Origin of the sequence: Pseudomonas oryzihabitans NBRC 102199 (assembly GCF_000730625.1) — a bacterium.
Lineage (GTDB): Bacteria > Pseudomonadota > Gammaproteobacteria > Pseudomonadales > Pseudomonadaceae > Chryseomonas > Chryseomonas oryzihabitans.
The window spans coordinates 434,971-458,786 of record NZ_BBIT01000002.1; the positions used below are offsets into that span (position 1 = coordinate 434,971).

22 protein-coding genes are annotated in these 23,816 nt (G+C 68.2%); 8 read left to right on the forward strand and 14 right to left on the reverse strand.

The features are described from left to right. Positions 1-29: 29 nt before the first annotated feature. The 12 genes from POR01S_RS03470 to POR01S_RS03525 all read right to left on the reverse strand — a co-directional run bounded on the left by POR01S_RS03470 (position 30) and on the right by POR01S_RS03525 (position 11,566). On the reverse strand, positions 30-1,646 hold the full coding sequence (locus POR01S_RS03470; RefSeq protein WP_042133781.1) for a gamma-glutamyltransferase family protein: 1,617 nt from the start codon (positions 1,644-1,646) through the stop codon (positions 30-32). A 16-nt stretch (positions 1,647-1,662) separates the two neighbouring features. Beyond that, positions 1,663-2,751 (reverse strand): polyamine ABC transporter substrate-binding protein, encoded by a 1,089-nt coding sequence (locus POR01S_RS03475; protein WP_042133783.1) that lies wholly within the window; start codon positions 2,749-2,751, stop codon positions 1,663-1,665. A 13-nt stretch (positions 2,752-2,764) separates the two neighbouring features. Next, entirely contained in the window at positions 2,765-3,541 is a 777-nt protein-coding gene (locus POR01S_RS03480) for an amino acid ABC transporter ATP-binding protein (protein ID WP_042133785.1), read from the reverse strand. 2 nt (positions 3,542-3,543) lie between these two features. Then, entirely contained in the window at positions 3,544-4,311 is a 768-nt protein-coding gene (locus POR01S_RS03485) for an amino acid ABC transporter permease (RefSeq protein ID WP_007158607.1), read from the reverse strand. Positions 4,312-4,323: 12 nt separating this feature from the next. After that, the gene (locus tag POR01S_RS03490; RefSeq protein ID WP_042133787.1) at positions 4,324-5,130 is read right to left on the reverse strand and encodes an ABC transporter substrate-binding protein; all 807 of its coding nucleotides are present in this window, start codon (positions 5,128-5,130) and stop codon (positions 4,324-4,326) included. 40 nt (positions 5,131-5,170) lie between these two features. Then, entirely contained in the window at positions 5,171-5,857 is a 687-nt protein-coding gene (locus POR01S_RS03495) for a GntR family transcriptional regulator (RefSeq protein WP_027599608.1), read from the reverse strand. 179 nt (positions 5,858-6,036) lie between these two features. Further along, positions 6,037-6,864 (reverse strand): phosphodiesterase, encoded by an 828-nt coding sequence (locus POR01S_RS03500; RefSeq protein ID WP_042133789.1) that lies wholly within the window; start codon positions 6,862-6,864, stop codon positions 6,037-6,039. Positions 6,865-6,876: 12 nt separating this feature from the next. After that, positions 6,877-7,908: an ABC transporter ATP-binding protein gene (locus tag POR01S_RS03505; RefSeq protein ID WP_042133791.1), complete on the reverse strand. Its 1,032-nt coding sequence runs from the start codon at positions 7,906-7,908 to the stop codon at positions 6,877-6,879. Beyond that, complete coding sequence (locus tag POR01S_RS03510; protein ID WP_042133793.1) at positions 7,905-8,699, reverse strand: ABC transporter permease; 795 nt, start codon at positions 8,697-8,699, stop codon at positions 7,905-7,907. The genes POR01S_RS03505 and POR01S_RS03510 overlap by 4 nt, the downstream gene beginning before the upstream one ends. 11 nt (positions 8,700-8,710) lie before the next feature. Continuing rightward, positions 8,711-9,553, reverse strand: coding sequence for an ABC transporter permease (locus POR01S_RS03515; RefSeq protein WP_042133795.1), 843 nt, complete (start codon positions 9,551-9,553; stop codon positions 8,711-8,713). Position 9,554: 1 nt separating this feature from the next. After that, on the reverse strand, positions 9,555-10,568 hold the full coding sequence (locus tag POR01S_RS03520; RefSeq protein WP_042133797.1) for an ABC transporter substrate-binding protein: 1,014 nt from the start codon (positions 10,566-10,568) through the stop codon (positions 9,555-9,557). Beyond that, entirely contained in the window at positions 10,565-11,566 is a 1,002-nt protein-coding gene (locus POR01S_RS03525; RefSeq protein WP_042133798.1) for a substrate-binding domain-containing protein, read from the reverse strand. Before POR01S_RS03525 ends, POR01S_RS03520 begins: the two co-directional genes overlap by 4 nt. Positions 11,567-11,844: 278 nt before the next feature. Between POR01S_RS03525 and POR01S_RS03530 the strand changes: the two genes are divergently transcribed. The 6 genes from POR01S_RS03530 to POR01S_RS03555 all read left to right on the forward strand — a co-directional run bounded on the left by POR01S_RS03530 (position 11,845) and on the right by POR01S_RS03555 (position 19,813). Further along, on the forward strand, positions 11,845-13,599 hold the full coding sequence (locus POR01S_RS03530) for an ABC transporter permease (protein WP_027602104.1): 1,755 nt from the start codon (positions 11,845-11,847) through the stop codon (positions 13,597-13,599). A gap of 13 nt (positions 13,600-13,612) precedes the next feature. Next, complete coding sequence (locus POR01S_RS03535; protein WP_042133801.1) at positions 13,613-14,920, forward strand: ABC transporter ATP-binding protein; 1,308 nt, start codon at positions 13,613-13,615, stop codon at positions 14,918-14,920. A gap of 26 nt (positions 14,921-14,946) precedes the next feature. Further along, on the forward strand, positions 14,947-16,005 hold the full coding sequence (locus tag POR01S_RS03540; protein WP_037007009.1) for a sensor histidine kinase: 1,059 nt from the start codon (positions 14,947-14,949) through the stop codon (positions 16,003-16,005). Continuing rightward, positions 16,002-16,643, forward strand: coding sequence for a response regulator transcription factor (locus POR01S_RS03545; protein WP_042133803.1), 642 nt, complete (start codon positions 16,002-16,004; stop codon positions 16,641-16,643). The genes POR01S_RS03540 and POR01S_RS03545 overlap by 4 nt, the downstream gene beginning before the upstream one ends. A gap of 140 nt (positions 16,644-16,783) precedes the next feature. Further along, a complete protein-coding gene (locus POR01S_RS03550) occupies positions 16,784-18,412 on the forward strand; it encodes a methyl-accepting chemotaxis protein (protein WP_042133805.1) in 1,629 nt (542 codons plus the stop codon). A 186-nt stretch (positions 18,413-18,598) separates the two neighbouring features. Further along, positions 18,599-19,813, forward strand: a complete 1,215-nt coding sequence (locus POR01S_RS03555; protein WP_042133807.1) for a cyclic di-GMP phosphodiesterase — start codon at positions 18,599-18,601, stop codon at positions 19,811-19,813. A gap of 33 nt (positions 19,814-19,846) precedes the next feature. On the opposite strand, the gene POR01S_RS03560 is transcribed toward POR01S_RS03555, so the two are convergent. Next, entirely contained in the window at positions 19,847-20,470 is a 624-nt protein-coding gene (locus POR01S_RS03560) for a VOC family protein (protein ID WP_042133809.1), read from the reverse strand. 129 nt (positions 20,471-20,599) lie between these two features. After that, on the reverse strand, positions 20,600-21,067 hold the full coding sequence (locus POR01S_RS03565; RefSeq protein ID WP_042133811.1) for a winged helix-turn-helix transcriptional regulator: 468 nt from the start codon (positions 21,065-21,067) through the stop codon (positions 20,600-20,602). Between the two features lie 92 nt (positions 21,068-21,159). Here POR01S_RS03565 and POR01S_RS03570 point away from each other — a divergent pair, with 92 nt between their 5' ends. Together POR01S_RS03570 and POR01S_RS03575 are read left to right on the forward strand one after the other, a co-directional pair. Further along, a complete protein-coding gene (locus tag POR01S_RS03570) occupies positions 21,160-22,122 on the forward strand; it encodes an aromatic alcohol reductase (RefSeq protein ID WP_042133813.1) in 963 nt (320 codons plus the stop codon). A gap of 355 nt (positions 22,123-22,477) precedes the next feature. Further along, positions 22,478-23,803, forward strand: a complete 1,326-nt coding sequence (locus POR01S_RS03575; protein ID WP_042133815.1) for a M20/M25/M40 family metallo-hydrolase — start codon at positions 22,478-22,480, stop codon at positions 23,801-23,803. Positions 23,804-23,816 lie beyond the last annotated feature (13 nt).

The window sequence follows — 23,816 nt, forward strand, 5'->3', positions numbered from 1 at the left end:
CCCGGACCCGGGCGGGACTTTCCCGGCGGTCAGCAAACCGCGATATGGGAATCCGCGCGCGGCTCGGTGCCGCCGCAGAGCACGCCGGTTTCGGGATCGCGGACGATGATCTGGCCGCGACCGAAGTCGGTGGAATCGTGGGCGATCTCGATCTGGTGGCCGCGCCGCGCCAGGCCACTGGCCAGGGCGCGGGAAGCCGCCTGCTCGATGCCGACCTTCATCTCCCCCAGCCATTGCCAGCGCGGCGCATCCAGCGCCGCCTGGGGATTCAGGCCGAAGTCCACCAGGTTCATCACCATCTGCACATGCCCCTGGGGCTGCATGTAGCCCCCCATGACGCCAAAGGGTCCGATGGGCACGTCGCCCCGGGTCAAAAAGCCCGGGATGATGGTGTGGAAGGTCTGTTTGCCCGGCGCCAGGGCGTTGGAATGCGCGGCATCCAGGCTGAATTCCGAGCCGCGATTCTGCAGGCCGATGCCACTGTCGGGCAGCACCACGCCGGAGCCGAAGCCGTGGTAGGCGCTCTGGATGAAGGACACCATGTTGCCCTCGCCATCGGCGGTGGCGATGTAGACGGTGCCGCTGGCCTGGGGATCGCCGTGCAGCGGCGGCTGGGCCTCGTCGGTGATCTCGGCGCGGCGGCGCTCGGCATAGGCGTCGTCCAGCAGCACGCTGGCGGCGACTCTCATGTGCTCGGGATCGGTGATGTAGTGCAGGCCGTCGGCATAGGCCTTCTTCATGGCCTCCAGCTGGCGGTGCCAGGTGAGCTGGCTGTCGCGCTGGTCGAAGTCATAGCCCTTGAGGATGTTCAGGGTCATGAGGGCGATCAGGCCCTGGCCGCTCGGCGGGATCTCCCACACCTGATAGCCACGGTAGTCGACCTTGATCGGCTCCACCCAGCGCGGCTGGTAGCCGGCCAGGTCAGCGGCGGTCAGGTGGCCGCCGGTCGCGGCGGCATGTTCGGCCAGACGCCGGGCGAGGGCGCCGCGGTAGAAACTGTCGCAGCGGGTCTGCGCCAGGTCTTCCAGGGTGCGCGCCTGGGCCGGATTGCGAAACAGCTGGCCGGCGACCGGGGCCTTGCCGTCGATGAGGAAGGTGTCGAACCAGGCTTCCAGTTCGGGCGACTTATCCCGGCTGGCCTGGTACTCGGCCTGGGCGATGCGCCACTGGTGGGCGACCACCGGCGAGACCGGGAAGCCATCGCGGGCCAGGGCGATGGCGGGTTCGAACAGGGTGGCGAAGGGCAGCGTGCCGAAGCGCCGCGACAACTCGGCCCAGGCCGCCGGACAGCCCGGCACCGTGACCGGCAGCCAGCCGTGCACCGGCATGCGTTCGTGGCCGGCGGCCTTGACCGTGGCGATGTCCAGGCTGGCCGGGGCATGACCGCTGGCGTCCAGGCCGTGCAGCCTGTCCTTGACCCAGACCAGGGCGAAGGCATCGCCGCCGATGGCATTGCCGGTGGGTTCCACCACGGTCAGGGCCGCGGCGGTGGCGATGGCCGCGTCGATGGCGTTGCCGCCCTGGCGCAGCATGGCGATGCCGGCCTCGGCGGCCAGCGGCTGGGAGGTGGCGACCATGCCATTGCGCGCGAAGACGCTCTGGCGTTGCGAGGCATAGGGGTAGTCGTGGGCGGAGAAATTCAGCATGGCAGGCTCTTTGGGGTCATTGTCCGGTCTTGATGCGGGTCCACTCGCGGGTCATCAGTCGCTGGATCTGCGGGGGCAGATCGGCGGAGACGTAGAGGCGTTCGGCGATGGCCTCGCTCGGGTAGATACCCGGGTTGTCGCGCACCTTGGCGTCGAGCAGGGCGGTGGCGTCGCGGTTGGGATTGGCGTAGCCGACGTAGTCACTGACCGGGGCGATCACCTCGGGGCGCAGCAGGTAGTCGATCAGCGCCAGGGCCCCTTGGGGATTCTTGGCGTCCTTGGGAATGGCCAGCATGTCGAACCAGAGGTTGGCACCTTCCTTGGGGATCACGTAGCGCACGTCGGTGGTCTTGCCGGCCTCCCGGGCACGGCTCTGGGCCTGCATGACGTCGCCCGAATAGCCCATGGCCACGCAGACGTCGCCGTTGGCCAGGTCGGTGATGTACTTGCTGGAGCTGAAATAGGTCACCGAGGGCTTGAGCTGCTGCAGCAGCGCCGAGGCCTTGCGGTAGTCCTCGGGATCGCGGCTGTTGGGGTCGAGGCCCAGGTAGTGCAGGGTCTGGGCGAAGACCTTTTGTGGCGCATCGAGCAGCGCCACGCCGCAGCCCTTGAGCCTGGCCAGATTCTCAGGTTTGAACAGCAGATCCCAGGAATCCACCGGCGCGGCATCGCCCAGGGCGGCACGAACCTTGGCCGCGTTGTAGCCGATGCCCACGGTGCCCCAGAGGTAGGGCACAGCGTAGCGATTGCCGGGATCGGCCGCTTCCAGGCGCTGCATGAGCCGTGGATCCAAATGCTGCCAGTTGGGCAGCCGGCTGCGATCCAGCGGCTGGTAGGCGCCCGCCTTGATCTGCTTGGTGAGGAACTGGTTGGACGGCACCACCAGGTCATAGCCGGAGTGGCCGGACAGCAGCTTGGCTTCGAGCATCTCGTTGGTGTCGAAAACGTCGTAGCGCACCTGGACGCCGCTGGTCTGGGTGAACTGCTTGAGGGTGTCCGGACCGATGTAGTCCGACCAGTTATAGAAGCGCACCTCGGACTCGGCGGCCTGGGCCAGAGGCGCCAGGCAGAGGGTGAGGGCGGCCAGCAGGGGGCGAACGGCCATTGTCATCTCCGGTCTAGAGCACGCGACTGAGGAATTCGCGGGTGCGCGGATGGGTGGGATTGCCGAACACCTGGGCGGGCGGGCCTTCCTCGATCAGTTCGCCCTGGTGCAGCACCACCACGCGATCGGCCACCTCGCGGGCGAAGCCCATCTCGTGGGTCACCACCACCATGGTCATGCCGTCCTCGGCCAGTTCCTTCATCACCTGCAGCACCTCGCCGACGGTTTCCGGGTCGAGGGCGCTGGTGGGTTCGTCGAACAGCATGGCCTGGGGCTTCATGGCCAGGGCGCGGGCGATGGCCACGCGCTGCTGCTGGCCGCCGGAGAGTTGCGCCGGATAGTGGTCGGCCTTGTCGGACAGCCGCACCCGGGCGAGCAGGGCGCGGGCCTGCTCCACGGCGGCGGTGCGCGCCACGCCGAGCACCTGGATCGGGGCCTCGATGATGTTTTCCAGCACCGTCATGTGCGGGAACAGATTGAACCTCTGGAACACCATGCCGATGTCGCGGCGGCGGCGGGCGATGTTGCGCTCGGAGTCCCTGACCCTCGATCCATCGGGACGCTCGCGAAAGCCCATCAGCTCGCCGTTGACGCGGATGGTGCCGCCCTGGATGTCCTCCAGATGGTTGAGGCAGCGGATGAAGGTGGTCTTGCCGGAGCCGGAGGCGCCGATCAGCACCACCACCTCGCCGCGGCGCACCTCCAGGCTCACGCCCTTGAGAATGTCCAGCTCGCCGAAGGCCTTGTGCACCTCCAGCGCCTGGATCACGGGTTCTTGCGTGGTCGTCATGGCTAGCGTCCCCGTAGTTTGAAGCCCTGCAGGCTGAACAGCCGGCCGGTGGCGGTGGGCCTGTGACCGTCGGCCTTGCCGAAGCGCCGCTCCAGCCAGGCCTGGAAGAAGCCCCAGAGGGTGGTCAGGACCAGGAAGTAGATGGCCACCACCAGGTACAGCTCGAAGACGCGAAAGGTCGCCGAGGTGATCATCTGGGTGCTGAGCAGCAGCTCCTGCACCCCGATGACGCTGACCAGGGTGGTGTTCTTGAGCATCACGTTGAACTCGTTGCCGAGCGGCGGAATGATCACCCGCAGCGCCTGGGGCAGCACGATGCGCCGCATCAGCTTGGCCGGCGTCATGCCAAGGGAGCGCGCCGCCTCGTACTGGCCGCGATCCACCGCACCGATGCCGGCGCGGATGATCTCGGCCATGTAGGCGCCTTCGTTGAGACCCAGGGCGATGATGGCCGCCTGGATGTTGCCCGGGATCACCAGGAAACCCAGGTCCAGGTCCTCGAAGCGGAAGATGCCGCCGGCCGCCAGGGCCGTGTAGAGGAAGACGATCTGCACCAGCAGCGGCGTGCCACGCATCAGCCAGACATAGAAGCGCACCGGGTATTGCAGCGCCCGGTAGCGCGACAGCCGTGCCAGCGCCGCCAGCAGGCCGAGCGCGCAACCCAGCAGCATGGCGCCGACGGCGATGACGCAGGTCAGCCCGAGGCCGTAGAGGTAGACGTCGCTCGGGTGCAGCAGGTACTGCCAGAACACATCCCAGCTGAAGTTCATCGTGACCGTCCCTTAATCGAGCTTGTCGCCTTCCAGGTGCCACTTGGCCATGAGGCCGGCGTAGCTGCCATCGGCCTTCATGTCGGCGAGGATCTGGGTGAGGGCGGCGCTGAGCTGGCTGTCGTCCTTGCGCACGCCGATCCCGGTGAGGATGCGGGCGAAGGCCGGCACGCCGGTCTCGAACTGGCCGGGCGCCACGCCCTGGTAGTAGGCGGCGGTTTCCACCGTGGTGCCGTAGGCGTCGGTCTGGCCCAGGCGCAGGGCCTGGAAGGCATCGGTGTCGCTGTTGTAGGCCACCAGCTTCATGGGCGCCTTGCCGGCCTTCTTCAGTTCTTCGTTGTGGGCGTCGAGCAGGGTGCGAATGGTGGAGCCGTTGAGCACCGCCACCTTCTTGCCGGTGAGGTCATCCAGGGTATGGATGCCGGCCTTGTTGCCGGCCGGCACCACCACCGCCTGGCTGGAATACATGTAGTTGACGATGTCGATCACCTGGCGGCGCTCGGGCTTGTCGAACAGCTGGTCGATCAGCAGGTCGCACTGGCCGGCCAGCAGCGCCGGGATCAGGCCCGAGAAGGGCACCACGCGCCAGTCGACCTTCTTGTCGCCGAGGCGCTTGGCGATCTCGGCGCCGAGGTCGACGGTGAGGCCCTTGGGCTTCTGGGCTTCGTCGAAGAAGCCGATCGGCGGGGTATCGAGGGCGCCGCAATAGGTGATCTTGGACGCCTTGGCCAGGCGCTCGGGGATCTGGGGGGCGGCCTGGGTGAAGCCGGCAGCGAGGGTTAGGGCGAGCAGACTGCAGGAAAGCCGGTGGCGGGTCATGGTCTTCTCCGGAAGGACGGGGGTGGGCAGGGCGGATGGCTCAGCGTGGGGGCGCACTTCGGGTCTGGTCGCCCGATCGTTCGATAAAGGTCAGCAGGTCGGGCACCGTGCCCTCGATGTGCTCGCGCAGCACCCGCTCGGCCTCGGCGGCATCGCCGGCGCGCAGGGCGGCGAGGATGGGCGCGTGTTCGTCGCGGGCCGACTGGGGGCGATCGGCGTGCAGCCAGAGCTGCATGTGCGGCTCGATCAGGGCATAGAGGCCGTTGATCTGGCGCAGCAGCCGCGGCCGGCCGGCCAGGCTGCACAGGTATTCGTGGAAGGCGCGGTGCTGGGCGACCCAGGCGCCGGGTTCCTGCTCGTCGTCCAGGTCTTCCAGCAGACGCTCCAGGCGCGTCATCTCGCGGGGGCCGACATGGGGCGTGGCCAGGCGGATGGCCAGGCCTTCGAGGGCGCTGCGCATCTCGAACACCTCGCGCATGTCGTCCAGGTCCAGGCCGCTCACCACCGCGCCGCGGTGCGGCCGGAGGATCACCAGGCCTTCGGCGGCGAGGCGCTGGAAGGCGCTGCGCACCGGCATGCGACTCATGCCCAGGGTGGTGGCGATGTCCTCGGCGATCAGGCGTTCGCCATTGCGATAGTGCCCGGCGCAGATGGCCTGCAGCAGATGGCGATAGGCCTCTTCTTCGGCGCTCAGGGCGGTGGAGCGGGACAGAGCGGAGAGCGGCATGGGCTGGCTTCCTGGATTTTTGTATCCAATCTGCCAAGGCAAGGCCCATGCCAGGGAACCAAATGCTTGCCAGCGCTGGGCCGCGGGTCAGGGCGGTCCGGCGCCGGCGTTACCTTTTGCACCAGCCTGGGTCGCAGTTGCCGCCGCCTTGCTACCCCAGGACCCGAAACGGGGCGGCGTCAGTCCAGCAACTGGCCGTCGGCGGCGAAGAAGGGATAGGGCCCGGGATAGTTGCCCAGCGGCAGATGGTGGGTCACCAGCGCCTCGTCCGCCCAGCGATGCAGCAGCAGGCCCGGCGGCTCCAGGCGGAAGCGCGAGGGCGCCGCCTCGCGCAGGTCCAGGTCGACCTGGTGCGACACGCCAGGGCAGACGCAGGCCAGGGTGCCGCCGAAGCGGCGCTGGATCAGCCGGTGCAGGTGACCGCAGAGCAGGCGTTCCACCTGGGGATGGCGGCGGATCACGGCTTCCAGTTCGGCACCGCCGGCCAGGCCGATGCGATCCATATGGCCGATGCCGACCGGGAACGGCGGGTGATGCAGGAGCACCAGGGTCGGCTGGTCGGGTGCCTGGGCGAGCTGGTCGTCGAGCCAGGCCAGTTGCCCGGCGTCGAGACGCCCCCCGTGCTCGCCGGGGATATGGGTATCCAGGCCGATCAACCGCAGCGGGCCGCAGTCCTGCTGCCAGTCCAGGGTGCCCTGGGCCGGCAGATAGGGGTGATCGGCGAAGGCGGCGCGCAGGGCGGCGCGGTCGTCGTGATTGCCGGGGATGACGAAGAAGGGCATGGCCAGCTCGGCCAGCACCTCGCGCAGGGTGGCGTATTCCTCGGGGGTGCCGAAGTCCACCAGGTCGCCGGTGATGACCAGGGCATCCGGGCGCGGTTGCAAGGCGTTGAGGCGGTCCACCGCCAGGCGCAGGGCGCCGAGGGTATCGACCACCCCGTAGGACAGCCGGCCGCCGGCCTTGATGTGCAGGTCGCTGAGCTGGGCCAGCAGGAAGGGCGCGTGCATTAGGGTCTCCAGTCAGGAAGCCAGGGTGAAGAGGGCATCGGGGCGCACGTTCAGGTGCAGCAGGTCGCCCGGTTGCGCCTGCAGGGGCTGGGCGGTGTCCACCAGCAGCGGCTGGCCGGTGCCCACCTCCACCAGCAGCCGCGAATGGGCGCCCTGGAAGAAGTGCCCGACCAGGATGCCGGTGAGGTGCGCGGGCGTCGCGCTCGGCTCCAGGTGTTCCGGGCGACAGAACAGGGTGCTGGCAGCGCCGGTCCAGGGCAGCCGCCCGCCAGCGACCGCCACCTCGGCGCCGCTGTGGGCGCGCACCTCGAAGCGGTTGAGCTGGCCGACGAAACCGGCGACGAAGCGACTGGCCGGGCGCTGGTAGATCTGCGTCGGGGTGCCGATCTGGGCGATGCGGCCTTCGCCCATCACCACGATGCGATCGCCCAGGGCCAGGGCTTCCTGCTGGTCGTGGGTGACGTAGACGGCGGTGGTGCCGAGTTCGCGCAGCAGGGCGCCGATGTCGGCCCGCAACTGCTCGCGCAGCTGGGCGTCCAGCGCCGCCAGGGGTTCGTCGAACAGCAGCACCCGGGGGCGCGGCGCCAGGGCCCGAGCCAGGGCCACGCGCTGGCGCTGGCCGCCGGACAGCTGCTGGATGCGCCGCTCGGCCAGGGGCTCGAGGTGCATCATGGCCAGCAGCTCGGCGACCCGGGCATCGCGCTCGGCGCGCGGCAGGCCACGGATCTTCAGGCCGTAGGCGATGTTGCCGGCCACGTCCAGGTTGGGAAACAGGGCGTAGTTCTGGAACACCATGCCGACGTCGCGCCGCTCGATGGGCAGGCCGGTGACGTCGCGGTCGTCGAACAGCACCTGGCCACCGGCATCGGGCTGCTCCAGGCCGGCGATCAGGCGCAGGGTGGTGGTCTTGCCACAGCCGGACGGGCCGAGAAACACCAGGGTCTCGCCCGGGTGGATGTCGAGGTCCAGGGGCTGCAGCACCTGGCGGCCTCCGGCAAAGGTCTTGGCGCAGTGGCGCAGGCGGACGGCGGTACCTTGGGTCATCGCAGGGCTCCACGGGACAGGCGGGCGCTGAGGGCCTGGAGGGCGACCAGCAGCGGCACGATCAGCAAGAGGAAGATCAGGGTGTAGGCGGAGCCCACCTCCAGCCGCGCCGAGGCGTAGCTGTCGGCCAGGCCCACCGGCAGGGTCTTGGTCAGGGGCGTGTGCAGCATCCAGGTGAGGTTGAATTCACCCAGCGAGAGGGTGATCACCATGAGGCTGCCGGCCAGGATGCCGGCGCGGGCATTGGGCACCACCACGCCGAAGAAGCGCCGCCAGGGACCGGCGCCGAGGCTGGCGGCGGCTTCCTCCAGCAGCGGCAGCTGGCTGCGTCTGAGTACCGCCATCACCGGGCGGATGAGGAAGGGCAGGGTGAACAGCAGGTGGCCCACCAGGATGATCGCCGGGCTGCGGCGAAAGCCGCCCAGGTGACCGTAGGTCAGCAGCAGCGCCAGCGCCGAGGCGAAGCCGGGCATGGCCACCGGCAACACCAGCAATTCCTCGAAGGCGCGGGCGAAGCGGTTGTCCAGACGCACCAGGGCATAGGCCGCCGGGACGCCGAGTACGACTGCGAGCACCGCCGTGCCCAGCGCCAGTTGCAGCGACAGCCAGACGGTGGGGGCATAGGCCTGCCAGACCTGCAGCACCCAGTCGAGGGTGAGGCCGCTGGCGAGGCCCTGGAAGTAGTTGCTGGTGAGGCCGGCCAGTACCGAGAGCAGCACCGGCACCAGCAGGAAGGCCGCCACCAGCAGGGTGAACAGCAATTGCAGCCAGAAGCGCAGGGGTCGATTCATCGCAGGTCTCCCTAGACGCCGCCGAGGCGCCGCGCCAGCAGCAGGACCAGCCAGGTGACGAGGCCGAGCACCACCGAGAGCGCCGCGGCCACGCCGAAGTTGGCGAAGTTGGTGAAGGTGTCGTAGATGGCGATGGGCGTCACTGCCAGCCGCGTGCCGAGGGTGAAGGCGGTGCCGAAGGCGCCCATGGCGGTGGCGAAGCACAGGGCGCCGCTGGACAGCAGCGCCGGGGTCAGGCCCGGGATCAGCACGTCGCGTACCACGGCGAAGAGGCCGGCGCCCAGGGAGCGGGCGGCTTCTTCCAGGCTGGTGTCGAGGGTCTCGCAGGCTGCCATCACCGTGAGGATCACCCGCGGGATGGAGAAATAGAGATAGCCGAGAAACAGCCCGAACAGCGAATAGGCGAACACCCAGGGCTCGCCGACCAGGCTGCGGCCGAGACCGGCGAACAGCCCCTGGCGGCCGCCCAGCAGGATGATCAGGAAGCCCACCACCACGCCCGGAAAGGCCAGCGGAAAGGTCAGCAGGGCCACCAGCAGGCTGCGCCCGACGAAGGCATGCCGCGCTAGGAAGCAGCCGGCGATGCCGGCCACCAGCAGGGTGGCCAGGGTGGTGACGGCGGCCAGGGCCACCGTCTGGGCGAGTCCGGACAGATAGCCGGCGCTGGTCAGCACCTGCCAGTAGCCGGAGCGGCCGGCAGCGTCCGGATGGGCGCCGAGTACCAGCAGCTGCGCCAGCGGCAGCAGCCAGAAGGCCAGCAGAAAGGCGCTCGCCGGTGCCAGGGCGACGAGCACCGGCCAGGGCAGCCGGCGCGGCACCCGGCGGCGCCCGAGGGAGACGGCGAGGCCCTGCATCTCAGCGCACCTCGGCCTGATAACGCTTGGCGAAGGCTTCCTGGACCGCTGCCATGTGACCGTAGTCGACGGTGCCGGCGCGGGCATAGTCGGCGTCGGGCAGGAAGCGCGCCTTCACCTCGGCCGGCAACGGCACGTCCCGCACCGGGCGCAGATAGGCCTGGGCCCAGAGCGCCTGGCCCTTGTCCGAGAGCACGTAGTCCAGCACCTTCTCGCCATTGGCGCGATGCGGCGCGCCCTTCACCAGGCTCATGGTGTAGGGCACAGTGAGGCTGCCTTCCTGGGGGATGACGAAGGCCACCGGGGCGTTGTCCTTGTAGCGGGCGCGGTAGGCGTTGAAGTCGTAGTCGACCAGGATCGGGATCTCGCCGGAGAGCAGGCGGGCATAGGCGGTCTGCTTGGGCACGATGGGATCGTTGGCGGCCAGCTTCTTGAAGAAGGCCATGGCCGGGCCGAAGTCGTCGAGGTTGCCGCCCAGGGCCTGGTTGAGCGCCACTGCGGTGACGTAGCCGACGAAGGCGCTGGACGGATCCAGGTAGCCCACCAGGCCGCGGTACTCGGGCTTGAGCAGATCGGTCCAGCGCTGCGGCACCGGCTTGCCGCCCAGGGCCTGGGTATTGACCATGAAGCCGAGCGTGCCGGAATGGATGGCGGTCCATTCACCCCTGGGGTCCTTGAGGCCGGCCGGGACCTGGTCCCAGTGCTTGGGCTGGTAGGGCTGCAGCACCCCGGCCTTGTCGGCCTGGATGCCGAAGGTCACCCCGTAGTAGACGACGTCGGCCACCGGGGCTTCGCGTTCGGCCACCAGCTGGGCCAGCGACTGGCCGGAATTCTTGTTGTCCTGGGGGACTTCGATGCCGGTGTCGGCGGCAATGGCCTTGAGCTGGGCACCCCAGTCGGCCCACTCCAGCGGGCAGTTGTAGCAGATGGCGGTTTCGGCGGCCTGGGCGCTGGCCAGACCGCAGGCCAGGACCACGCCGGCCAGGAGGCGACGCACGGGGAAGAGTGATTTCATCGGTAGGGCTCCTTCAAGGGGCCGGCACTGGTGCCGGGACGGACGAGGCAGGGCAGACACTGCTGGTGGGTGGCACTGCCGGCGATCAGCGCCAGCAATTCGGTGACGAGCACGGCGCCCAGGCTCTGCAAGGGCTGCATGACGCTGCACAGGCTGGGTTCGAGGCGGGCGCCCATGGCGATGCCGTCGAAGCCCACCACCGAGAGGTCGGCGGGCACGGGCACCCCGTGGCGCTGCAGTTCGGCGATGACGCTGATGGCCAGCAGATCGTTGGTGCAGAGCAGGGCGGTCGGGGCGTGGCGCTCCAGCAGCGGCGCCAGCTCCGCCCAGTCGGCGTCGGTGTGGCTGGCCAGTTCCAGGCGCGGCAGCGTCGGCAGGCCGGCGGTGGCCATGGCCTGGCAATAGCCGGCGAACCGGCGCTCGCTGCGATCCGATTGCTGGGCCGGCCCCGAGACCAGGGCGATGCGGCTGTGTCCCAGGCCGAGCAGGTGCTCGGTGGCCATGGCCATGCCCTGGCGGTTGTCCACCGCCACCGCCGCATAGGGGCGCTGGGGTTCGTGATAGGCCAGGATGAAGGGCGTCTGCTCCTGGCTCAGCTCGGCCAGCACCCCGCTGCGGTCGGCATCGGCCACCGTCAGCACCAGACCGGCGACGCGCTGGCGCAGCAGTTCCTCCACCACCGCCGCCTCGCGCTCGGGCTGGTAGTCGGTGGTGGCGATCACCAGCGAATAGCCCTGGCTGCGCGCGGTGCGCTCCATGGCCTGCAGCTGTTCGGCGAACACCGGGTTGAGCAGGCTGGGCACCACCACGCCGATCAGCCGGGTGCTCTGCTGGCGCAGCTGGCGGCCCAGCAGGTTGGGGCGGAAATTGAGACTGCGCGCGGCGTCCAGCACCCGCTGCCGGGTGCTCTCGCGCACCTGCTCGGGCGTGGCGAAGGCACGTGCCGCGGTGGCCCGGGAGACTCCCGCCTGTTGCGCTACCTGTTTCAGATCGGCCATGCCGGCCTCGTTTGAGATCGATCTCATTGGGGGCAGACAATGCCGGCGGCAGATGTCGGGACGATGACAGCGAGATGAAGCTTCTGCTCTGGCCCTGCGCGCCGGTAGGTCCTCCGGCGCGCAGGGCAGCAGGCGAGGGCGGGATATACCTTGGTATAGCCAAACGTCCATCGTTTCGATGGCTGGGACGGGGTGGCGCGCCTAGATTAGCCCGGTGTCCGAACCCTGCGCGGCAGGGCCGGCCGCTCTCCCAAGGCCCCCATTCAAAGAGGTACGCCATGAAGACCCTTCCTGGCCTCTACACCCCCGCCGTGGCGCCGCGCTCGCTGCGGCAACGTCCCACCTCCCTGTGGGCCGATGCCCTTTGCCTCGCCCTCGGGCTGATCGCCCTGGCGCTTATCTGGCATGGCGTCGCCGAGATGCGCGCGCCCCTGGCCGTGCTCGACGCCGATCCCATGACCCTCGACCTGGCGCGACTGCCCGAGTACGCCCTGCGCACCACCCTGCGCATGTTCATCGCCCTGGGCGCCTCGCTGCTGTTCACCTTTGTCTTCGCCACCCTGGCGGCCAAGAGTCGCAAGGCGGAGCTGCTGATCCTGCCGGCCATCGACATCCTGCAGTCGGTACCCATCCTCGGCTTCCTGACCTTTACCGTGAGTTTCTTCCTGGGGCTCTTTCCCGGGCGCCAGCTGGGCGCCGAGTGCGCGGCCATCTTCGCCATCTTCACCAGCCAGGCCTGGAACATGGCGTTCGGCTTCTACCAGTCGCTGCGCACCGTGCCCGAGGACCTGCAGCAGGTGAGTCGCCAGTTCGGGCTGTCGCCCTGGCGGCGGTTCTTTCGCCTCGAGCTGCCGTTCGCCATCCCCGGCCTGGTGTGGAACACCATGATGTCCATGTCCGGCGGCTGGTTCTTCGTGGTGGCCTCGGAAGCCATCACCGTGGGCGACAACACCATCAACCTGCCCGGTATCGGCTCCTGGCTGGCGCTGGCCATCGCCCGGCAGGACATCGCCGCCATCGGCTGGGCGGTGCTGGCCATGGGCCTGGTGATCCTGGTCTACGACCAGCTGTTTTTCCGCCCGGTGGTGGCCTGGGCCGATCGCTTCCGCGTCGAGCAGACCGCCAGCCAGCAGGTGCCGCGCTCCTGGGTCTACGACCTGGTCCGGCGTGCGCGCCTGGGGCGCATGCTGGGCGGCTTCGGCAGCTTCTGCACCCAGCTCGCCACCCCGCGGATCCGCCGCGCCTGGCCGCACTGGCACCTGGCGCCGCACCGCCGCGCCTGGCTGCAGCGCGGGCTGGACGTGCTCTGGTACGGCGCGCTGCTGGTGGTGCTGCCCTATGGCGTCTATGCGCTGTACCGCTTCATCGCCGCCGACGTCTACTGGGTGGAAGCGGTCGCGGTGCTCGGCCTGGGGCTGCTGACCATGGCCCGGGTGCTGCTGCTGATCGCCGTCGCCAGCCTGATCTGGGTGCCCATCGGCGTCTGGATCGGCCTGCGCCCGGGCTGGTCGCAGCGTCTGCAGGCGGTGGCCCAGTTCCTCGCCGCCTTTCCGGCCAACGTGCTGTTCCCGGTGGCGGTGGTGGGCATCGTCAGCTTCCACCTCAATCCGGACATCTGGCTGTCGCCGCTGATGGTGCTGGGCACCCAGTGGTACATCCTGTTCAACGTCATCGCCGGCGCCAGCGTGCTGCCCAACGACCTGCGCGAAGCGGCCCGGCTGTTCGGTCTCAAGCGCTGGCAGTGGTGGCGGCAGCTGGCCCTGCCGGCGATCTTTCCCTACTACGTCACCGGCGCCCTGACCGCCGCGGGCGGCTCCTGGAACGCCAGCATCGTCGCCGAGGTGGTGAGCTGGGGCAATGAACGCCTGCAGGCCCATGGCCTGGGCGCCTACATCGCGCAGATGACCACCGCCGGCGACTTCCCGCGGGTCGCCCTGGGCATCGTGGTGATGTCGATCTTCGTACTCGGATTCAACCGGCTGCTCTGGCGGCCCCTGTATGCCTACGCCGAGCGGCGTCTGCGGCTCGACTAAGAGGAGAAACGCCATGAACCTGACCGCGCTGAATGCCCGTCCCCTCATCGACGTCCAAAACGTCCGCCAGCTCTATGGCAACGCCGGCGGCCCGGCCCGGGTCGTGCTGGACGAAGTCTCCCTGACCCTGCACGAAAACGAGATCGTCGGCCTGCTGGGGCGCTCCGGCTCGGGCAAGTCCACCTTGCTCAGATCTATCGCTGGCCTGCTCACCCCCAGCGGCGGCACCGTCGACTTCCCGCCCAAGGACGACGGCCAGCGCGCCCGGGTCAGCATGGTGTTCCAGAGCTTCGCGCTGTTTCCCTGGCTGACCGTGCTGCAGAACGTTGAGATCGGCCTGGAAGCCCTGCACGTGCCGTTGGACGAGCGCCGTCGCCGCGCCCTGGCCGCCATCGACCTGATCGGCCTGGACGGCTTCGAGAGCGCCTATCCCAAGGAGCTCTCCGGCGGCATGCGCCAGCGCGTCGGCCTGGCCCGTGCCCTGGTGGTGCACCCGGACGTGCTGCTGATGGACGAACCCTTCTCGGCGCTGGACGTGCTCACCGCCGAGACCCTGCGCACCGACCTGCTCGACCTCTGGGTCGAGGGGCGCATGCCGATCCGTTCGATCCTGATGGTCACCCACAACATCGCCGAGGCGGTGCTGCTCTGCGATCGGGTGCTGATCTTTTCCAGCAACCCCGGGCGCGTCGCCAGCGAGATCCGCATCGACCTGCCGCAGCCGCGCAATCGCCACGATCCGGCCTTTCGCGAACTGGTGGAGGAGATCTATGTGCGCATGACTGGCGAGACCACCCCGGCACCCCACGACGCAGGGGTTCCCGGCAATGGCCTGGGCATGCGGCTGCCGACGGTCTCGACCAACGCCCTGGCCGGCCTGCTGGAGGCGGTCCAGGCCGCGCCCTACGACGGTCGCGCCGACCTGCCGGAACTGGCCGGCGGGCTGGGCTATGCGCTCGACGAACTCTTTCCCCTGGCCGAGGTGCTGCAACTGCTGCGCCTGGCGGTCCTCGAAGGCGGCGATCTGCGCCTGCTGCCGGCCGGGCGCGCCTACGTCGAGGCGGGGGTGGACGTGCGCAAGCAGCTGTTCGCCCGCCAGTTGCTCAACTTCGTGCCGCTGGTGGCCCATATCCGCCGGGTGCTGGACGATCGCCAGGGCCACACGGCGCCGGCGCGGCGCTTCCGCGACGAACTGGAGGACTTCATGGACGAAGCCGACGCCGCCCGCACCCTCGGCAGCGCCATCCAGTGGGGGCGCTATGGTGAGCTCTTCGCCTATGATCAAGCGGCCGATATGTTCAGCCTGGAAAATCCGGGCTAAGAGCGACCACGAACGAGAAACTGGCCATGGATCGACGACCCTTCGCCACCACCACCCACTGGCTGCGGCTAGGGGGCCTCTGCGCCCTGGCGCTGGGCATCGCCCTGCTGGACACCCTCACCGACCGGGAGATCGCCATCGGCGTCTTCCAGGTGGTGGTGGTGCTCCTGGCGGCCGGTTTCCTGTCCGCGCGCGGGGTCACGGTCACCGCCCTGGGCTGCACGCTGCTGGTGCTCTGCAGCTATGTCGCCACCCGTAGCGGCGACCAGGAGGCAGGGCTGGTCAACTGCATCATCAGCCTGCTGGCCATCGTCGCGGTCGCCGCCCTGTCGCTGCGCCTGGAGGCCGCCAAGCGCGCCGCCGATGCGGCCCGGACGCGTCTGGTCCAGGCCGGGCGCCTAAGCCAGCTGGGTGAACTGGCCGCGTCCATCGCCCACGAGGTGAATCAGCCGCTCACCGCCATCGCCGCCAGTGGCAACGCCTGCCAGCGCTGGTTGAGCAATCAGCCGCCACAGGTGGAGCGCGCCGTGCAGGCCGCGCAACGGGTCATCGACGACGCCCACCGCGCCAGCGCAGTGATCGCCCGGGTGCGCAGTCTGGTGCGCCAGGCGCAGGTGGCCAAGGATTGGCTCAACGTCGCCGATACCGTGGAGAAGGTGCTGGATTTCGTCCGCGCCGAATTGAGCCAGCGCCAGGTCGCCGTGGAGGTGCGCCTGCAGGAGGGCCTGCCGCCGCTGCTGGCCGACGAAAGCCAGCTGCAGCAAGTCATCCTCAATCTGCTGCTCAACGCCCTGGACGCCCTCGAAGGGATACCGCCCGAACAGCGGCGGGTGGTCATCCAGGTGGGGCAGGACACCGCCGGCGCCATCCGCCTCGGCGTCGAAGACAGCGGTCGTGGCTTGACGCCGGTAGCGCGCGAGCAGATGTTCGAGGCTTTCTACACCACCAAGGCGCAGGGCATGGGCCTGGGCCTGGCGCTGAGTCGCTCCATCGTCGAAGCCCACGGCGGGCGGATCTGGGCCACCTCGTTGCCGGAGGGCGGCACCGGGGTCTACTGCAGCCTGCCCAAGGATCCACAACCATGACCTCAGCGAGCATGACCGACCAAACTCAGCCCACCCTGGTCCACCTGGTGGACGACGACGCCTCGGTGCGCGCCGCCGTGGAAGACCTGCTGGCGTCCGTGGGGCTCGATACCCGCAGCTATGCCTCGGCCGTCGACTTTCTCGAGCGGGCCCGGCTGGACGCGCCGGGCTGCCTGGTGCTGGACGTGCGCATGCCCGGCATGAACGGCCTGGATCTGCAGCAGGAGTTGCAGCGGCGTGGCCTGGCGCTGCCGATCATCTTCATCACCGGCCATGGCGACATCCCCATGTCGGTCCGAGCGATGAAGCAGGGCGCCCTGGAATTCCTCACCAAGCCGTTTCGCGACCAGGACCTGCTCGATGCCATCGACCAGGCACTGCGCAAGGCGCAGGACGCCCATGCCCAGCGCCGCCAGTTGCAGGATCTGCAGAGCCGCCTCGACACCCTCAACGACGGCGAGCGAGCGGTGCTGGCGCGGGTGGTGACCGGGCTGCTCAACAAGCAGATCGCCGCCCAGCTGGGGGTCAGCGAGATCACCGTCAAGGTGCGTCGCGCCGCCCTGATGCGCAAGCTGCAGGCCGGTTCCCTGGCGGAGCTGGTCAAGATGGTCGAGCGGCTGGAGGCGTCGCGCGGCTAGGCCTTTCCTGTCGGGAGTACAGGCGCTGGACCGGCTCCGCAGCCTGGTTGTCGCGCCAATCACTTGCGCGCTAAAGAAAGGCAATAGTCAGTCGATACGGGTTTTAGAGGATCGCCTTTCGCCGATCCAAGGAGCCCGTCTTGAACCTTCGTCAGCTACGCATCGCCCCCCGCGCCATCCTCTGCTTTGGTGCAGTCACCCTGTTCGTGATGCTGCTAGGAGCCTTCGCCCTGGTCCAGCTCAAGGCCCTGCGCGCCACCGAGCAGGCGATGGAGGCCGAGTGGCTGGCGAGTATCCAGACCACCGATGACATCCAGATCGCCTTGATGCACACCCGGCTGGAGAGCATTCGGCTGCTGGCCACTGAGGACAGCGCCGCCATGGCCATGGCAACGCGGAAGATCCAGCAGAATCGCGATCTGATGAATGCGCGCACGGCCTATTACCGCGACCATCTGATCTCTACCGCTGAAGAGCGCGCCAATTTCGAGCAGGCCGCGCTGCAGATGAAAGGCTACCTGGACGGGCTGGATCGCATCGTCACCCTGGCCGCCAGCGATCGCGCCGAGGCCCTCAGGCTGGCCAATGGCGAGCAGCGCCAGCGGGCCGAAGGCTATCAGGAGCAACTGACCCGCCTGCGCGATTTCAACGGCGAAGGCGCCCGTCACGCGGGGGAGGCGGCCACCGGCATCTATGACCGCAGCGTCAGCATCGTGGTCGGCATCATGCTGCTGGCGGTGCTGGTGACCCTGCTGCTGGCCTGGCGTCTGACCCGTAGCCTGGCTCAGCCGATCGGCGACTCCCTGGCCGTGGCCAATGCCATCGCCCAGGGTGAGCTGACCGGCCGGATAGATCCCACGGGCAAGGACGAAGCCGCCGGCCTGATGCGCGCCCTGGCGCAGATGCAGGACAATCTCAAGGATACCCTCCACGGTATCTCGCGTTCGTCCGACCGCCTGAGTGATACCGCCCGCACCATGCACGCCGTCACCGACCAGGCCAGTCGCGCCCTGGCCAGCCAGAACGCCGAGATCGACCAGGCCGCCACCGCGGTCACCGAAATGAGCGCCGCCGTGGAAGAGGTGGCGCGCAACGCCTCGTCCACCTCCCAGGCCGCGCGGGAATCCAGTGCTGCGGCGGAAAACGGCAACACCAAGGTCGGCCAGGCCCTCGACGCCATGCAGCGTCTCACCCAGCAGGTGCAGTCGACCTCGGTCCAGGTCGAAGGCCTGGCCGGGCAGGCCCAGGACATCAGTCAGGTGCTCAGTGTGATCGGCGCCATCGCCGAGCAGACCAACCTGCTGGCGCTGAACGCCGCCATCGAGGCCGCCCGCGCGGGCGAGCAGGGTCGCGGCTTCGCCGTGGTCGCCGACGAGGTCCGCGCCCTGGCGCACCGCACCCAGACCTCGACCCGCGAGATCGAGCAGATGATCCAGGCGATCCAGAAGGGCTCAGCCGAAGCCGTGGATTCCATGCAGCTCAGCACCACCCAGGCCCAGGCCACCTATGTGATCGCCCAGGAAGCCGGCACGGCCTTGAGCGACATCCTCCAGGCCGTGCGCCTGATCGACGAGCGCAATCTGCAGATCGCCACCGCCTCCGAAGAGCAGGCCCATGTCTCCCGCGAGGTGGACCGCAACCTCATCAGCATCCGCGATCTGTCGGTGCAGACCAGCGATGGCAACCGCGAAACCGTGGGCGCCAGCGAGCAGCTGTCGGAACTGGCCGGTGAACTGCAGACGCTGGTGCGCCGCTTCAAGCTGGCGTGAGGGGCAGGGCGCGCTGACGGCGGTCGCGCGCCCGCTCTTCTTACATTCGGTTACCTTTGGCCACCCTGTTTCGCCGGCTCATCGGCCCGAACCCGCCGGGCGCTTTCCCGAGTAGTGGCTTTTTGGTATCAATGGTTATTGTAATACCTATTTAGTTTCGTCCCTCGACGCTCTCGCAGAGAAACCATGGCGCTGCCCCAATACAGTCTCAGAGTACCTGTCTCCCAATTGCAGCTGGGCATGTACGTCTGCGAACTGGATCGACCCTGGGCGGGCACGCCCTTCCTGTTCCAGGGCTTTCCCATCCAGAACGCGCACGACCTGCGCACCCTGCAGGAGACCTGCGAATTCGTCTGGGTGGATCGCCGCCAGAGCCATACGGTGACGCCGCTGTCCGCCAGCCTGTCGGCAGGCGCTCAGGCCAAGACCTATGCCATCGACTACCGCGATGAGGTCAAGACCACCGAACCGGTGTGGCGTGAAGCCCGCGCCGTGTCGATGCGCATGCTCGACGCCGTCAAGCTCGGCAAGGAACTCGACGTCGGCGAAGTGCGCCGCGCGGTCGGCGAGTGCGTCGAGAGCGTGCTCAAGCACCCTGCGGCCAGCCTCTGGCTGGCGCGCATCAAGCAGCGCGACCACTACACCGCGGAGCACTGCCTGCGCGTCTCGCTCTATGCCATCGCCCTGGGCAAGGCGCTGGGCCTGCTGCCTCTCGAACTGGAAGAACTCGGGGTGTGCGGCATGCTGCACGACGTCGGCAAGATCAAGGTGCCCGACGAGATCCTCAACAAGCCAGGCCGCCTGACCGACGAAGAATTTCGCATCATGCAGGCCCATACCACCTACGGCTATCAGTTGCTGATGGCCAACAGCGAGGTGCCGCCGGCCGCCGTCGACGTCGCCCATACCCACCACGAGCGCATGGATGGCAAGGGGTATCCCCGCCAGCTGCCGGCGCACCGCATCCCCTTCAAGGCCAGGATCATCGCCGTGGTGGACGCCTACGACGCCATCACCAGCGATCGCCCCTACAGCGAGGGCCGCTCCAGCCTGGAAGCCCTGCGCGTACTGTTCGAAGCCCGGGGCACGCAATTCGACGAAGTCGTCGTGCTGGCCTTCATCCAGCTGATCGGCGTCTATCCGCCGGGCGAGATCGTCGAGCTGAGCACCGGCGAGGTAGGCATCATCATCGGCTTCGACGCCGGCAGCAAATTGAAGCCCCGCGTGCTGATCGTGCTGGACGCCAGCAAGCAGCCGCGCCCGGAGCGGGTGCTCGACCTGGCGCGCAATCCGCTCGATGAGCAGGGCCGCCTGGTCAGCGTTCGCGAGGTGAAGCCCTCGGGTGCCTATGGCATCGACATCGACGCCTACCGCGCCAAGGGACTGGTGGTGCCGGGCTGAACGGATGAGGGGTCGCCGTTTGGGGGCCGACCGTCAGAGGGTCTTCAGACCCGTCGGCGTCTCCAGGTAGGCCAACAAGCCGGGTCTCTCCCCAGGCAGCACCGCGACGGGTCCGGAAAAGCCGATCGCCTCCAGCTGCTGCCCGAGCCCCGCGGCATCGGGATGCCTGAGCTCCAGGCGCTGCAGGCGGCAGCCCTGATCGATCAGCCCAGCCGCCGGGTGCCGGGCGTCGCCCCAGTCGATCAGGCTGGGCAGGACCCCGCCCAGTGGCAGCTGCCCATCGGCATGGATCGAGATCTGCCAGGCCAGCGCGCCGCGACTCATCGACTCGATGCGGCCGAAGGTCCGCGTGAGGTGCGCATCCGCCTGCGCCAAGCCCTGGGTCCCGGCCACCCAGTGGGCCAGGCGGGGCGCAGCGTCCGGTGCCAGCTCATCCAGTTCGAACCAGCGCGGTCTGGTCGGCGGCGGCGCGTCCGGGTCCGGGGCTATGACTTCCAGATAGCCGTCCCCCAGCCCCAGCAGCAGGTTGTGGGTACCCATGCGCGCATGCTGGCCGCCGGGCTGCAGCGCCACGCCGAGGCGCTCCTCGACATACCGGGCGCCCGCGGCCAGGGTCGGGGCCACGATGACCAGGTGATCCAGGCGGGAATGTCTCATGGGGGACGGCTCCTGAGCGGACAAGGTGGAGCACGAGAGAAGCGGTATGATCCGCCCAGGGCTCACTGGTGGGCCCGACTCAGGACACCAGCTGCCGTGGAGCGCGGTCGGTGGTCCTGGCGGTCCCACTCAGGTCCGAGGGTCTTCGCCAGTGGGCTCGTTCGGCATTGGTCTGGGCGATTGCCACGCCGGCTTCTCCGGGCCTCGCTCATCGAAGGCGCGGCGCGCGGCCCGGAAATCTTCCACATTCTCGATAACCCAGGTCCAGATGGGCGTCATCCGGAGCAGCAGGCTCATGCCCAGCGGCGTCAGTTCGTATTCGACCCGGGGCGGGACTTCATCGAAGTCGTGCCGCAGCAGGAGGCCGTCACGTTCGAGGGCGCGCAGGGTCTTGGTCAGCATTCGCTGAGTGATGCCCGACAGTTGCCGCGCCAGTTCGGCGTGCCGCATGACGCCATAGACCCCCAGCGCATGCAGGACCCCCAGGGACCAACGACTGCCCGCATGGGTCAGCACCTCGCGGCGTACGCCGTCTTCGTCCCGCCTGAGTGTCTGGCAGATGGCTTCGGACTGTTGGAGGAGTTCCAGATCGGTCATCTCGTCCCCTGGTATCACGCGTGTGCCTTCTTCTGAGCGCCGCTGGCGTCTGCCAGCATTCGCTCATCTTATACCTGACGTCAGGAGTCATGATGACTAACCCATTCCCTACCGCTACCCAATCCATTCTCGTGCTTGGCGCGGGCGAACTCGGCTTGCCGGTACTGCGCAATCTCGCCCGGCTTGCCAAGGAGAAACCCGGTTCGAAGGTGAGCGTGTTGCTGCGCCAGTCGACCCTCGACAGCCAGGACGCTGGCAAGAAAAGGGAGCTGGACGAGCTGCGCGCGCTCGGCGTCGCCCTGGTGGCAGGCGACCTGGTCAAGGATTCCATCGCCGAACTGGCGGCGGTCTTCGCGCGATTCGATACCGTCATTGGCTGCGCCGGCATGGTCGCTGGCCGGGAAACCCCCATGAAGCTGGCGCGTGCGGCACTCGCCTCGGGTGTGAAGCGCTACTTTCCCTGGCAATTCGGGGTGGACTACGACGTCATCGGCCGCGGCAGCCCCCAGGACCTGTTCGATGCGCAACTCGAGGTGCGCGAATTGCTGCGCGCCCAGAGCCAGACCGAGTGGGTGATCATTTCCACCGGGATGTTTACCAGCTTCCTGTTCGAACCCGCGTTCGAGGTCGTCGATCTCGTGACGGATACCGTCAGAGCGCTGGGCAGTCTGGATACCCAGGTGACCCTGACGACGCCCGAGGATATCGGCAGGCTGACGGCGGAGATCGTGTTTTTCGAGCCGCGCTTTCGTAACGAGATCGTCTATCTCGCCGGTGACACCCTGGCCTATGGCGAGCTGGCCGGGCTGCTGGAGCGGGTGCTGCAGCGGCCCTTCAGCACCCAGGTGTGGACGCTTCCCCAGCTGCTCGATGAGCTGGAGAAAGAGCCTGACGAGCAGCTCAAGCACATCTGGAAGTATCGCGCCGTCTTCGCCCAGGGCCGCGGCGTCGCCTGGCCGATGGAGACCACCTTCAATGCCCGACACGGTTTCCCGGTGACCAGTGCTGAGCAGTGGGCGCGAGAGCACCTGGTCGAGGCCGGACGGGCCGAGTGAAGCATGCAGGACTTCGGGTCATTCCTTTCCTGCATCGCCAAGATTCCCTAGAGACGTAGGGCGGCTTCGGGTATTTCCGATAAAACCTTCCCGTCGCTTCTGCCCGTGCCGACCCTTCCGCATGCCGCCTTGGCCGAACGCGGCACCGAGATCTGCCCCCGACTGCGGCGACTGGCCGCCTAGGGGCGCAGATTTCTGGACGCCTGAGTCGCGCAGAGCACCCTGAACGACGCCACATATCCGAGAGCGTCCCGTGCTTTGACCTTTCGTGCGCGGACACCTAGGGTCAGGCAGGGCGCATTCGTCTGACGATTGTGCTCAATCGGAATACCAATTCAGGCAATGGGAGTGTCAGATGTCTTTTGCTCGTTCGGCCTTGGCCAACCGCTTTTCCGCTCTAGTGCTCACCGCCGCGACCGCTACCCTGGCGCTGCCCCTGGCCGCCGCGCCGGGGGTCGAGGGTTCCCTGTCCGCCGTCCAGGGCGATGCCCGGGTCGCCAAGGCGCTGGAAGCGCTGCGCGCCGACGATGGTCGGACCTTCACGGAACAGAAGCACATCGCCCAGATTCCCGCGCCGCCGTTCAAGGAAAAGGTGCGCGCCGAGTATTACCTCAAGCGCTTCCAGGAGCTGGGTCTCAAGGACGCCAGCATCGCCCCGGAAGGCTATGTGATCGCTACCCGCAAGGGCACTGGCCAGGGTCCGCAGCTGGTGGTGTCGGCGCACCTGGACACGGTGTTTCCCGAGGGCACCGACCTGACCCTCAAGGAAAAGGACGGCAGGACCTACGGCCCCGGCATCGGCGATGACGCCCGGGGCCTGGCGGCGTTGCTGTCGGTGATCGACGCCCTGAACAAGAGTGGCATCGAGACGGTGGGCGACCTGGTCTTCGTCGGCACCGTGGGCGAGGAAGAGCTGGGCAACCTGCGCGGGGTGAAGGCGCTGTTCAAGGATCGCCAGGGCATCGACGGCTTCATCTCGGTGGATGGCATAGACGTGCGTCGCATCGTCAATCGCGGTACCGGCAGCCACAGATACGAGATGACCTTCAAGGGGCCGGGTGGCCACAGCTTCGCCGAATTCGGCCGACCCAGCGCCATCCATGCCATGGGTCGCGCCATCGCCAAGATCGCCGAGGTCCGTCCGCCCAAGGAGCCCAAGACCACCTTCACCGTGGGCACGGTGCAGGGCGGCACCTCGGTTAATGCCATCGCCGGCGAGGCGCGCCTGACCCTGGACATGAGATCCAACGAAGAGGCCGCACTGCTGGCCGAAGAGAAGGAGATTCTGGCCCTGGTGCAGGACGCGGTGAAGGAAGAGAACCAGCGCTGGGAGACCGACCAGATCTCGGTGGACATCAAGCTGATCGGCGATCGTCCGGCCGGGGGCACTGCGGAGGATTCGCCCATGGTGCAGACGGCGCAGCGCTCCATTGCGGCGGTCACCAAAGGCGCCAAGGTCACCCTCAGCGGTGGCAGCACCGATTCCAACACCGCCATGTCGCTGGGTATTCCGGCCATGACCATCAGCGGTGGGGGGGAGGGTGGCAGTGCCCACTCGCTGGCGGAATGGTACAAGCCGGTGGACGCCTATCAAGGCCCGCAGAACGTGCTGCTGACCAGCCTGACCTTGGTCGGCGTCAAGGGCGTCAGCGAGCCGGTGCTGCAGGCCAAGGGCAAGTAGCCCGCAGCCGGCC